The 10,315-nt window shown below is 70.4% G+C and carries 14 protein-coding genes, 1 tRNA gene and 1 rRNA gene; 6 read left to right on the top strand and 10 right to left on the bottom strand.

The window, feature by feature from the left end; translation table 11 throughout:
* Positions 1–106: ribosomal RNA gene (locus ACBI99_RS29510) — 16S ribosomal RNA — on the bottom strand; the annotation flags it as partial.
* Between the two features lie 554 nt (positions 107–660).
* On the opposite strand from ACBI99_RS29510, the gene ACBI99_RS29505 reads away from it, so the two are divergent.
* The 3 genes from ACBI99_RS29505 to ACBI99_RS29495 all read left to right on the top strand — a co-directional run bounded on the left by ACBI99_RS29505 (position 661) and on the right by ACBI99_RS29495 (position 1,718).
* Positions 661–1,062 carry a hypothetical protein gene (locus ACBI99_RS29505; RefSeq protein ID WP_219504897.1) on the top strand — a complete coding sequence of 134 codons (402 nt, stop codon included), beginning with the start codon at positions 661–663 and terminating at the stop codon, positions 1,060–1,062.
* Between the two features lie 243 nt (positions 1,063–1,305).
* On the top strand, positions 1,306–1,494 hold the full coding sequence (locus tag ACBI99_RS29500) for a hypothetical protein (protein ID WP_375073989.1): 189 nt from the start codon (positions 1,306–1,308) through the stop codon (positions 1,492–1,494).
* A gap of 5 nt (positions 1,495–1,499) precedes the next feature.
* Complete coding sequence (locus tag ACBI99_RS29495) at positions 1,500–1,718, top strand: hypothetical protein (protein ID WP_219504893.1); 219 nt, start codon at positions 1,500–1,502, stop codon at positions 1,716–1,718.
* Here the strand turns inward: ACBI99_RS29495 and ACBI99_RS29490 are convergent, their stop codons facing one another.
* Positions 1,719–2,186, bottom strand: a complete 468-nt coding sequence (locus ACBI99_RS29490) for a group II truncated hemoglobin (protein WP_219504890.1) — start codon at positions 2,184–2,186, stop codon at positions 1,719–1,721.
* A 51-nt stretch (positions 2,187–2,237) separates the two neighbouring features.
* Between ACBI99_RS29490 and ACBI99_RS29485 the strand changes: the two genes are divergently transcribed.
* Positions 2,238–2,822: a class I SAM-dependent methyltransferase gene (locus ACBI99_RS29485; protein ID WP_375073988.1), complete on the top strand. Its 585-nt coding sequence runs from the start codon at positions 2,238–2,240 to the stop codon at positions 2,820–2,822.
* Here ACBI99_RS29485 and ACBI99_RS29480 read toward each other — a convergent pair.
* Complete coding sequence (locus ACBI99_RS29480) at positions 2,803–3,327, bottom strand: hypothetical protein (protein WP_375073987.1); 525 nt, start codon at positions 3,325–3,327, stop codon at positions 2,803–2,805. The genes ACBI99_RS29485 and ACBI99_RS29480 overlap by 20 nt on opposite strands.
* Before the next feature lie 226 nt (positions 3,328–3,553).
* On the opposite strand from ACBI99_RS29480, the gene ACBI99_RS29475 reads away from it, so the two are divergent.
* The gene (locus tag ACBI99_RS29475) at positions 3,554–4,885 is read left to right on the top strand and encodes a glycoside hydrolase family 6 protein (protein WP_375073986.1); all 1,332 of its coding nucleotides are present in this window, start codon (positions 3,554–3,556) and stop codon (positions 4,883–4,885) included.
* A 3-nt stretch (positions 4,886–4,888) separates the two neighbouring features.
* Here ACBI99_RS29475 and ACBI99_RS29470 read toward each other — a convergent pair whose 3' ends face one another.
* The 6 genes from ACBI99_RS29470 to ACBI99_RS29445 all read right to left on the bottom strand — a co-directional run bounded on the left by ACBI99_RS29470 (position 4,889) and on the right by ACBI99_RS29445 (position 9,884).
* Complete coding sequence (locus ACBI99_RS29470) at positions 4,889–5,476, bottom strand: ATP/GTP-binding protein (RefSeq protein ID WP_219504881.1); 588 nt, start codon at positions 5,474–5,476, stop codon at positions 4,889–4,891.
* Complete coding sequence (locus tag ACBI99_RS29465; RefSeq protein ID WP_219504879.1) at positions 5,457–5,807, bottom strand: DUF742 domain-containing protein; 351 nt, start codon at positions 5,805–5,807, stop codon at positions 5,457–5,459. Before ACBI99_RS29465 ends, ACBI99_RS29470 begins: the two co-directional genes overlap by 20 nt.
* On the bottom strand, positions 5,804–6,229 hold the full coding sequence (locus tag ACBI99_RS29460; RefSeq protein ID WP_364176495.1) for a roadblock/LC7 domain-containing protein: 426 nt from the start codon (positions 6,227–6,229) through the stop codon (positions 5,804–5,806). Before ACBI99_RS29460 ends, ACBI99_RS29465 begins: the two co-directional genes overlap by 4 nt.
* Positions 6,210–8,447 carry a nitrate- and nitrite sensing domain-containing protein gene (locus ACBI99_RS29455; RefSeq protein ID WP_375073985.1) on the bottom strand — a complete coding sequence of 746 codons (2,238 nt, stop codon included), beginning with the start codon at positions 8,445–8,447 and terminating at the stop codon, positions 6,210–6,212. Before ACBI99_RS29455 ends, ACBI99_RS29460 begins: the two co-directional genes overlap by 20 nt.
* Before the next feature lie 180 nt (positions 8,448–8,627).
* Complete coding sequence (locus ACBI99_RS29450) at positions 8,628–9,452, bottom strand: hypothetical protein (RefSeq protein WP_375073984.1); 825 nt, start codon at positions 9,450–9,452, stop codon at positions 8,628–8,630.
* A 21-nt stretch (positions 9,453–9,473) separates the two neighbouring features.
* Complete coding sequence (locus tag ACBI99_RS29445; RefSeq protein ID WP_375073983.1) at positions 9,474–9,884, bottom strand: hypothetical protein; 411 nt, start codon at positions 9,882–9,884, stop codon at positions 9,474–9,476.
* Positions 9,885–9,935: 51 nt separating this feature from the next.
* Here ACBI99_RS29445 and ACBI99_RS29440 point away from each other — a divergent pair, with 51 nt between their 5' ends.
* Positions 9,936–10,139, top strand: coding sequence for a hypothetical protein (locus ACBI99_RS29440; RefSeq protein WP_375073982.1), 204 nt, complete (start codon positions 9,936–9,938; stop codon positions 10,137–10,139).
* 79 nt (positions 10,140–10,218) lie between these two features.
* On the opposite strand, the gene ACBI99_RS29435 is transcribed toward ACBI99_RS29440, so the two are convergent.
* Positions 10,219–10,295 (bottom strand) — tRNA-Met (locus ACBI99_RS29435).
* Positions 10,296–10,315: the final 20 nt, after the last annotated feature.

Genomic DNA, 10,315 nt, shown 5'->3' with positions numbered 1-10,315 from the left:
TCACCCGTTCGCCGCTCGAGTACCCCGAAGGGCCTTTCCGCTCGACTTGCATGTGTTAAGCACGCCGCCAGCGTTCGTCCTGAGCCAGGATCAAACTCTCCAAAAAAGGTTTGATACCAGGCAACATATCCGTCAAATATTTGACGAGGTGTTGCATGAAAAACTTCATGCACTGGCTTTTGACACACTGTTGAGTTCTCAAGAAACGGACGCTTGCTCCCCAGTCCTGCGAGAGGCGCTCATTTCGTTGTGTCTTAATTCTTTCAGCCGTTCAAGTCTCTGTCAAATTGACCGGACTTGCTCGACCTGCTGGAATTTCGACGCCCCGCTAACTTACCAGCCATTCGGACAGCTTCGAACCGTCCGGATGTCTCGCCAGAGAGTGGGATTCGCCGGGCACCTCCGGAGCTTGATCAGCCCCTCGTCGCCCGCGCCTCAGCAACTCTAGCAGCCCCGAAGACCACCGTGGCCCGTCTCGGGTAATCATGACGTTCTTCCCTCCCCAGGCAACCGCCAAACCTCTCCACGCGCATGGCAAGGCTCGGCCCGGGGGCGCACCCCCCGGATCCGGCGGAACGCGCAAGTGCCCGGCAAGTCATCCGCAATCGCTCCCAGGTACGAAGTACGTACGAGCAGACTGCGCTCTCGGAGGTATCCGCCATGACCCGCTCGGAGTTCGACGACATCCGCGCCTTCCTCGCCGACGACGCCACGCAGCCGGAGGATCTCCTGCGCATCGCGCGGACGCTCGTCGACGACCTTGAGCACGCCCGGATGCGCGAGGCCGTCATGCGCACCCACTACCTGCGGCTGCTGACCGCCGCCCGCGCCACGGTGGCGGCCGACTCGGTGGGGGCGCCCGAGCCGATGGCGTTCCTCACGCACGAGCTGGGCGAGCACGGCCAGCTTCCGGCGAACGGCGAGGCCGTGCAGCGCATCCTGTCCGACGCCCGCACGGCGGCGGCGCTGCTGGCCTGCCTGGAGCAGCATGCCCGGCCGAGGCCCCGCGCCGGCATCCGGTTGCGCCGCTGCGTCGGCTCCGTCCGCACTCTGCCGCGCTGACCCCGACGCGCCCCTTTCCGGACCGGTCGGGAGGGGGCGCCACGCCGGGTCGGTCAAGGGAGAGGCGCCACCGGGGGGCCGAGGAAAGAGGTGCCGCTGCTGGGCCGCACCGGACGAAAAGCGTGCGACCCGGCCCGTACAGCGGCGGACCGTAGAACCGGCGCGGGATAGAGCGCGCGTGTATCACCGGATGACGACCTGGGACATACCCGCGCTTGGCGGACGGCCTGGGAGACTGCGCATATGTGGCAACGCGGGATGAACTGGGCGGCAATCGCCTTTGTCGGGACATTCAGCGTTATGTGGCTGGGTGTCGTGGTGTACGCGGACGTGGCCTCTGCCTTTTGGACGCGCGCCGGTCAGGTGGTGTTCGCCCTGTTCCTGCTCGGATGGGCCGGGTGGAAAGCGGCCATCATGATCGGCAAGGCGTGAGTTCGATGAGCGAGCAACCGTACGAGGTCAGTCAGGACCTGGGGGACGACCCGCAGGCGTCGTTCGCGGCGATGTACCTGGACCGGCTCCCGCAGCGGCATCGGATCGACGAGATCGACGACGCGGCCGCCCGCGGGATCTCCCGGTGGACGCGCGAGGAGGACGTGCGCGAGTCCGACGCGCACGTCGACCCGCTCGCCGAGCCGGAGTGCTACTTCGAGTGACTACGGCGTGTACGGCGGCGCGACTCCCCAGCCCCAGTGGGGCACGGGCGCCTGGGGCGGAGGCGTGGCGCCGGGCTGGGAGTTGTGCCGGGCAATGCGGGTGCCCCATTCGATGTAGCCGAAGAACGCGGCCCTGAACTCGGGGTCGTCGGGCAGCGCGACCTCGTCGGCGGCGTCCATGAGCAGGCTGACCCAGCGCCGGCGCTGCGGCTCGGTGATGGCCTTGCCCAGGTGGTAGGAGAGCATGTGCGCGTATCCGCCACGTTCGTCGGTGTAGCGCGACGGACCGCCGAACACCTCCGCCAGCCACATGGCGACGTGCTTGGGGTGCCCCGGGTCCATGTGCGCGAACAGCGGCCCGATGAGTTCGTCCTTGACGACGTGTCCGTAGAAGACCTCGGTGAGCCGTTCCAACGCCTCGATGCCGCCGGCCCATTCGTAGAGCGTCGGCACATTCTCTTCAGTCATGTAATCATGTAATCATTGATCAACAATGGCGGACAAGCCCATAATTCCGAGATGTTCGACCATAACGACCACTACCACGGCCTGCTGCTGAAACAGCTTCCGCCGGGCGCCCGGCACGCGCTCGACGTGGGGTGCGGCACGGGGGCGTTCGCGCGGGCCCTGGCCGCGCGCGGGCCGGCGGTGGACGCCGTCGATCCGGACGAGGCGGTCATCCGGGCCGCCGGTCAGACTCCCGGGGTGACGTTCACGCACGGCGACATCACCGCGATGGAGCTGCCGGGCGGACGCTACGACTTCGTGTCCTGCCTGGCGAGCCTGCATCACGTGCCGTTCGGCACGGTGAGCCGGCTGCGGGAGGCGCTGGCTCCCGGCGGGGTGCTCGCGGTGCTGGGCTGCTATCGCGAGAGCACCTGGTCCGACCGCCTGGTCAGCGGGGCGGCCGTCCCGGCGAACGCCGCCATCAGGCTGGCCCTGGCAGGCAGGGCGGCGCACTCGCCGGTGCGGGCGCCGGTCAGGCCGCCCGCGATGACGCTGCCGGAGATCAGGGAACGGGCCGCCGAGCTCCTGCCCGGGGCCCGGATCCGCCGTCTGCTCTTCTGGCGGTATCTGCTGGTCTTCAGAAAGCCTCGCACGTGACGTACCAGCGGCCCGAGAGGTGGTCGGCCGACGTGGCGCGGATGGTCCCGGTGGAGTAGGTGAGCCCGCAGAACTCCAGCCATCCCCCGGAGCCGACGACGCCCAGGTCGGTGCTGCCGACATGGCGTACGGCACGGCCGACGGGGAACAGGCCGACCCATTCGACGCCCAGCCCGGCCTCGACGTCGCCCACGGTGACGCTCTCCGGATGCATGGGCAGGGACCGTACGTAGGTCGACAGGGCGTGCTCGGAGACGGCGAACGCGAACCGGATCGGCAGGTCGGCGGCCACGACGGCGAAGGTGGCGACGGCGAGCAGCGGGCCGACGGCGGACAGCTTGCGGTAGCGGCGCAGGAAGAACAGCACGCCCCAGGCGACGGCCGCCAAGATCCAGAACATCAGCGCATAGGACCAGATATATAGGCTGCCGCCGGGAAATATCGCCCCGATCACGCTCGCCGTGGCCGCGATGCTCGGTGGCACCACCAGCCACAACCACCGCATATCCCTACGCCTGACCGGTCCCCCTGGCCCATGCACACCAGGGACCATAGCAAGGCGGCTGCTGAAAGTTTCACCCTTCCGCACAGCCGAACAGCCTGTCCCGCCTGTGACTTTCGCCGGGCGCCCTCGTCGCGGCCGGTGCGGACCCTTCTGGGAACGGCGACCGGCTCCCTACCATCCGAGTGAACCCCGTGGGAGCGCTCCCACATCACCGGACGGAGTATCCATGTCTCGCAGCAGGCCCTTGGTGGCCGCCATCGTCGCCGCGGCCGTCACGGCGGTGGCGGGGGCGGCCGTCTTCACCTCCTCCGCCGTCCAGGCCGCCGACTCCGCGTTCTACGTCGACCCGCAGACCAACGCCGCCAAGTGGGTGGCCGCCAACCCCGGCGACAGTCGCGCCGCCGTGATCAGGGACCGGATCGCGGCCGTGCCGCAGGGCCGCTGGTTCGCCAGCTACAACCCGTCGGCCGTGCGCGGCCAGGTGGACGCGTACGTGGGCGCCGCCGCGGCGGCCGGCAAGATCCCGATCATGGCCGTGTACGCGATGCCGAACCGCGACTGCGGCGGCCCGAGCGCCGGCGGCGCCCCCGACCACGCGGCCTACCGAGGCTGGATCGACCAGATCGCCGCCGGTCTGGGCGGCCGCCCGGCCACGATCGTGCTGGAGCCCGACGCGCTGGCCATCATGTCCAACTGCATGAACTCCGCCGAGCAGGCCGAGGTCAAGGCCTCGATGGCCTACGCCGGGCAGCGGTTCAAGGCGACGTCCTCGCAGGTCAAGGTGTACTTCGACATCGGGCACGACGCCTGGCTGTCGCCGTCGGAGGCCGCCTCGCGGCTGAACGGCGCCCAGGTCGGCACCAGCGCCGACGGCATCGCGGTCAACACCTCCAACTACCGCTCGACGCCCGGCCTGGTGTCCTACGCCAAGAGCGTCATCGCGGCGACCGGCGTCTCCGGGCTCGGCGCGGTGATCGACACCAGCCGCAACGGCAACGGCCCGGCGGGCAGCGAGTGGTGTGACCCGGCGGGCCGCGCCACCGGCACCTGGAGCACGACGGACACCGGCGACCCGGCGATCGACGCGTACCTGTGGGTAAAGCCGCCCGGCGAGGCCGACGGGTGCATCGCCTCGGCGGGACAGTTCGTGCCGCAGCGGGCGTACGACCTGGCCATGGCCGCGCCGCAGCCGACCGTCACGCCGACGGTCACCGTCTCCCCGACAGTTACCCCCACCGTCACCCCCACGGGCACGCCCGGCTGCACCGCCACGTACAAGCTGGTCAACAAGTGGCAGGGCGGGTTCCAGGCCGAGGTGACCGTGCGCAACACCGGCACGGCGCCGATCAGCGGATGGCGGGTCGGCTGGACGTTCTCCGGCGGTCAGTCGATCTCGCAGCTCTGGAACGGCTCGGTGTCCGGCAGCGGCGGCAACGTGACCGTCTCCAACCTGGGCTGGAACGGCTCGGTCGGCCCCGACGCGACCACCACGTTCGGCTTCCTGGCCAACGGGGACGGCACGAGCACGCCGTCGCCGATCAGCTGCACGACGTCCTGACGGCTACCTCCGGCTCACCGCGTGGGTGACGAGCGTGGTGAGCACGTCCTTGACCGAGGCGCGGTTGCGCGCGTCGCACAGGACGACCGGGGTGCCCTCGTCCAGCCCGACGGCCCGCCGTACCTTCGCAGGATCGTGACGGCGGGCCCCGTCGAAGCAGTTGACCGCGACCACGAACGGCAGCTTGAGCTGCTCGAAGTAGTCCACCGCCGGGAAGCAGTCCTGCAGGCGGCGGGTGTCGGCCAGGACGACGGCGCCCAGCGCGCCGAGCGCCAGCTCGTCCCACATGAACCAGAACCGGTCCTGGCCCGGCGTGCCGAACAGGTAGAGCCACAGGTCCTCGCGGATGGTGATGCGCCCGAAGTCGAGCGCCACCGTCGTGGCGACCTTGGTCTCCACGCCCGACAGGTCGTCCACGCCGACGCCGCGGTCGCTGAGCAGCTCCTCGGTGTGCAGCGGGCGGATCTCGCTGATGGTGCCGACCATCGTCGTCTTGCCGACGCCGAATCCACCCGCGATCAGGATCTTCAGGGCCGTCGCGGTGAGCGTCCCGCCGGAGGGCCGGGGGCGGTCAAAGCCTGCGAATTCCATGCAGTACATCCCTGTAAGTGCGTTCGTCGATCGTCTGGTCGGGAGGCTGCGGCGGGTCGATGTTCACCAGGCCCTCGCGCCGCAGGTCGCCGAGGAGCACACGGGTGATGTTGAGCGGCAGGCCGAGCTGCGCCGCCACGTCCGCCACCGGCGTCGGCCGGCGGCAGATGGCCAGCATGGCGTGGTGCTCGGGGTTCAGCCCCGGCAGCTCGAAGGGCGTCCTGATCGTCGTGACGATCGCGACCAGGTCGAACGCCTCCCCCGACGGCCGCGCCCGGCCGCCGGTGAGCCCGTACAGCCTGATCAGCGGCCCCGGATCGTCGTCGGTCACGGTGCCGTCCCGTTCCAGACAGGCGCGGGCGCGGCTCCTCTCGGCTGGGTGGAGAGGTGCTCGCCGACGCGCTTGACGAGCAGCGCCATCTCGTACGTGATCAGTCCCAGCTCGGCGTCCGCCGCCGTCAGCACGGCCAGCCGGGCGCCCTGTCCGGCGGCCGAGACGAACAGGAAGCCGCCCTCCAGCTCGATGATCGTCTGGCGTACGCCGCCGAGCCCGAAGTGCCGCCCGGCGCCCACGGCCAGGCTGTGACTGCCCGCCGCGATGGCCGCCAGATGCTCGTGGTCCTCCCGGGTCATGCCCTGGGAGCCGCCCATCGTCAGGCCGTCGGCCGACAGCAGCACGGCGTGCCGTACGCCCGGGACCCGGTGGGTCAGGTCGTCCAGCAGCCAGCTCAGCTCAGATCTCGCGTCGGCCATGGTCATCCCTTTCATCGCGCATGTCACGGCTCTCCTCCGCCTCCCTGCGCCCCTGCCGCCAGCCCTCCTGCATGGAGGTCATCAGGTCGTGGAGCTCCTGCGGGGAGCGAGTGGAGATGTCGGGTTCCTGCCGTGGGCGCGTCTTGCGGAGTTGTGGTGCGAGGCTGGCCTGCCGTACCCGTACCGGCAGTCCGTCCAGGTCGTCGTCGGTCTCGTAGCGCGCCGGGGAGGGCGGCGGGGGCAGGGTCCGTACGGCGGAGGGGGCCGGGACCTGCCGGACCGGCGGCGCCGAGGCCGGCTCGAACAGCGAGACCGTGGTGTGCGGGCGGGCCTGCACGGGCTCGGTGAGCACGCTCACCGGGACCATCAGGATCGCCGTGGTGCCGTCGTAGGGCGACTGGCGCAGCGTGACCTTGATCCCGTGGCGGGCGGCCAGCCGGGAGACCACGAAGATGCCCATCCGGTCGCTGCCCGCCAGGTCGAACTCGGGCGGCGTGGCGAGCTGGGCGTTGAGCTCGGCCATCGTGGCGGTGTTCATGCCCAGGCCGCGGTCCTCGACCTCGATGGCGAAGCCGTTGGCCGCGGCCAGGCCGCGCACCTGGACGCTGGTGTTGGGCGGGGAGAAGGAGGTGGCGTTCTCGATCAGCTCGGCGATCAGGTGGATGACGTCGGTGACGGCTGCGCCCGCGAGCATCGGCGCCTGCGGCATCGGCTGGATGGTGACCCGCGTGTAGTCCTCGACCTCCAGCGCGGCGCTGCGGATCACGTCGTGGATCGGCACCGGGTCCCGCCAGCGCCTGCCGGGCGCCGCGTCGGACAGGATGATCAGGTTCTCCGCGTGGCGGCGCATGCGGGTGGTGAAGTGGTCGAGCTTGAACAGCCCTTCCAGCGTGTCGGGGTCCTCCGCCTTGCGCTCCATCGCGTCGAGCAGCGTGAGCTGGCGGTGCAGCAGCGCCTGGTTGCGCCTGGCCAGGTTGAGGAAGACCTGGCCGACGCCCTTGCGCAGCGTGGCCTGGCCGACCGCGGCCTCGACGGCGGTGCGCTGCACGGCCGAGAACGCCTGCACGACCCGCTCGACCTCGGCGGTCCTGGCCTGCTCCAGCTCGGCGGTCGTCTCGGCCGGGTCGACGTCCTCGCCCTTGCGCAGCCGCTCGACCAGCTTGGGCAGCCGGACCTCGGCCAGCTCGACCGCCGACGCCTGCAGCTTCCTCAGCTCGTCGATCATGGAGCGGCCGAACCGGTACGACAGCACGATCGACAGCAGCACCGCCAGCAGGCCCAGGCCCAGCACCACGCCGATGCGCACCAGGCCCTCCACGACGCGGGTCTCGCCCTTCAGCGTGGCCCGCCGCACCTCCTGGCTGGAGTTGCCGCTCAGCCCGGCGAACGCCTCGGCCGCGTCGAGCCGCCAGGCCGTGGCGGTCACGGGCGGCATGCCGCGCGCGTTCCAGGCGTAGACGGCGTCCTCCGCCTGCTCGAACCGCTGGTAGGACGGGGTGGCGACGAGCCGTTCGTGCAGGGCGCGCAGCTCGGGGCCGATGTCGCGCAGCGCGTCGGCGAGCTGCACCCGCCGGGCCGTCATCGCCGCCACGAACGCCGCGTGCTCGGTCGAGGTCATCTGCCCGCGCTCCAGCGCCGGGGCCAGCACCGCGGCCTCCCTGGAGGCGTACTCGGCGGCCGAGCTGTAGGCCGACAGGCCGCGCAGCACCCGGTAGGAGTAGACCTCGGTGAGCCGCTCGGCGCCGCCGAACTGCTGGTTGGCGACGCCGATCATCACGTTGTACTTCTCGGTCGTGGTCAGCGCCGCCTCGTCGCCGAGATCGGCCGCCGCGCGCAGTCCCGCCAGCCCGTCCAGCGCCTTGAGCAGCGCCCGCACGGTCTCGGGCGCGGTGCCGGCCTGCGGCTGCTCGGCCAGCCCGGCCGCCACGTCCCGCACCCGCGCCACCGCCTGGTCGGTGACGTGCCGCTGCGTCGCGAGCTGCGTGTCACCCGCCGCCCGGCCCGCCAGCTCGGCGGTGAGCAGCCGCTCCCGCTGGAGCGCGATGATCAGCTCACGCGACGGCGCGCCGACCGCGTCCCACTCGCCCCGGCTCTGCGCGAACCCCGTCGTCTCCGACACCATGCTGTACGCGATGTAGCCCCACAGGCCGACGAGCGACACCAGAGGCACCAGGAGAATCCGCAGGATCTTGCGGCGGATCGGCGGGGCGGATCTCATGCGCTTCGTCCAATCCGCGCTTTCCTGCGCATAGTCGGTCTGCCTGGGGGCGGCAGTGCCTGAAGTGCACGCCGCGACGGATGCGCGCTGTGATCTGCACCACTATGCCGCTGGTGTCCCGCGCCGACAAGATGCCGTTTCAAAAGTTGATATTTCGATATCTCCGCGGCTATGCCGGAGTCATGGGCGGTCGGCTGCTGCCAGTTCCGTCAGGGGGATCGGGCGGAAGGTGTCCAGCATGGCCAGCAGGGTGTCATAGGAGGCAGTCTCGCCCTCCAGCCGCACCGTGGTGCCGCCGCGGCTCGCGTACATGACCCTGTAGTCGTCCATCCAGACGCCGTCCCGCACCTGCCGGCAGTCCGCGCCGCTGTCGTACTCGCAGGCCAGGTACGGGCCGGTCAGGTCGGGCCGCAGCACCCAGACCTCGATCATCGTCCCCTCGCCCTCGTACGTGAGGTGCAGCTCCGGCTCGTCGGGATGGCCCGTGTAGTCGTCGTCGGCGTGGGTCAGGCGGAAGCCGTCGAGGCCGGGCCCGACCAGGGGCAAGCCGGCGCGGTGCAGCCGCTCGGCCTGGGCGCCGGCGGCGATCAGGTCGTGCGGCAGGCCGAGCCCGAGGCAGGTCACGGCGACGAAGCCGGCGGCCAGCGACCTGGCCTTGGCCGGTCCCGGCATCACGATCGCGGCGGCGGCCACGTACCCGATGACGCCGAGGGCCATGAAGGCGGCGGTGCCGGTGACCGCGCCGAAGTCCATGGCGGTCGAGAGCGTCAGCCCGAAGACGGCGAACGCCAGCATGAGCACGTACAGCAGGAAGGACGCCAGCGTCGACACCGCCCAGGACAGCGGCAGCCTGCCGAACCAGCTCAGGAACATGCCCAGCGGGAACGGCAGCAGGGCCATCGCGAGGACGACCGGTATCTCGTCGGCGTCGCCGAACACGTACAGCATGGCTTCGGCGATTCCGACCACGGCGCCCACGAGCGCGGCCCTGACTAATGCACTCATACACCGATCTTGCCTGATTAGTCACCGGAGTCGAAGGACAACGGGCGGATCCGCCGTTCCCAGGGGAGCCAGCCCTCGGGGGTTCCCCCACGTTCGGTCGCGGACCTGTCGCCAGCGGTCGTCGTCCCGGGGCTCCGGTGCGTGCGCGGGCCCGGCGACGCCGCACGCCGGGCAGACCGCGTCCGGCGGTCTCGGCGTCGCGCACAGCACGCATACGCCGGGGGCGGGCCTCCCGTAGGCATGGGCCTCGACGAGCCGCCGGATCACCGGGACGACGGCGACGTGCGGCAGCCACAGGCTGCGGGCGGCGGCCAGTTCGTCGACCGCTCGAGCCAGCGCGGCGGGGTCCCGTTCCACCTGTTTGGGGATGCGGGCGGCGAGCACCAGGTGATGCCAGGTGGCGCGGAACCCGTATCCCGTCAGCTCGGCCATTAGAGTAGGCTGTCTACATGTAGGTGGTCTACATATGAAGGAGGCTTGATCATGAGTGAGGCCCGGGAATCCGCCTGGCCGGCGGTGCGGCTCGTCATCCTCATGCTCGCGGGCGTCGTCGTCGCCAACGTGGCCCTCGCGTTGCTGACGACCAGGGACGAGGGGCTCGGGCTGGACGAGCTCGTCGCCTTCGGCGGGGGCGCGCTGGCGGGGCTGGCGGTGGAGTTCGGCGTCTTCCGGCGGACCCGGCACTGAAGGCTTTCAGGTGATTAAGTCGCGGAATTGCGCATACGAAAAAGTCCTCCAGGAGAAACTCCTGGAGGACTTTTTCTTTTGGTAGCGGGGGCAGGATTTGAACCTGCGACCTCTGGGTTATGAGCCCAGCGAGCTACCGAACTGCTCCACCCCGCGTCGGTGTGTGTCTAAAGACT

Source organism: Nonomuraea sp. ATR24 (assembly GCF_041950485.1).
GTDB classification, from domain to species: domain Bacteria; phylum Actinomycetota; class Actinomycetes; order Streptosporangiales; family Streptosporangiaceae; genus Nonomuraea; species Nonomuraea ceibae.
Note: the sequence above shows the minus strand (reverse complement) of the source record. Positions and strands in the feature narration are given on the sequence as shown.

Coding starts and splice junctions, on each gene's coding strand:
- ACBI99_RS29505 (WP_219504897.1), top strand. CDS start 661: ATGACCCGCTCGGAGTTCGACGACATCCGCGCCTTCCTCGCCGACGAC.
- ACBI99_RS29500 (WP_375073989.1), top strand. CDS start 1,306: ATGTGGCAACGCGGGATGAACTGGGCGGCAATCGCCTTTGTCGGGACA.
- ACBI99_RS29495 (WP_219504893.1), top strand. CDS start 1,500: ATGAGCGAGCAACCGTACGAGGTCAGTCAGGACCTGGGGGACGACCCG.
- ACBI99_RS29490 (WP_219504890.1), bottom strand. CDS start 2,186: ATGACTGAAGAGAATGTGCCGACGCTCTACGAATGGGCCGGCGGCATC.
- ACBI99_RS29485 (WP_375073988.1), top strand. CDS start 2,238: ATGTTCGACCATAACGACCACTACCACGGCCTGCTGCTGAAACAGCTT.
- ACBI99_RS29480 (WP_375073987.1), bottom strand. CDS start 3,327: ATGCGGTGGTTGTGGCTGGTGGTGCCACCGAGCATCGCGGCCACGGCG.
- ACBI99_RS29475 (WP_375073986.1), top strand. CDS start 3,554: ATGTCTCGCAGCAGGCCCTTGGTGGCCGCCATCGTCGCCGCGGCCGTC.
- ACBI99_RS29470 (WP_219504881.1), bottom strand. CDS start 5,476: ATGGAATTCGCAGGCTTTGACCGCCCCCGGCCCTCCGGCGGGACGCTC.
- ACBI99_RS29460 (WP_364176495.1), bottom strand. CDS start 6,229: ATGGCCGACGCGAGATCTGAGCTGAGCTGGCTGCTGGACGACCTGACC.
- ACBI99_RS29455 (WP_375073985.1), bottom strand. CDS start 8,447: ATGAGATCCGCCCCGCCGATCCGCCGCAAGATCCTGCGGATTCTCCTG.
- ACBI99_RS29450 (WP_375073984.1), bottom strand. CDS start 9,452: ATGAGTGCATTAGTCAGGGCCGCGCTCGTGGGCGCCGTGGTCGGAATC.
- ACBI99_RS29445 (WP_375073983.1), bottom strand. CDS start 9,884: ATGGCCGAGCTGACGGGATACGGGTTCCGCGCCACCTGGCATCACCTG.
- ACBI99_RS29440 (WP_375073982.1), top strand. CDS start 9,936: ATGAGTGAGGCCCGGGAATCCGCCTGGCCGGCGGTGCGGCTCGTCATC.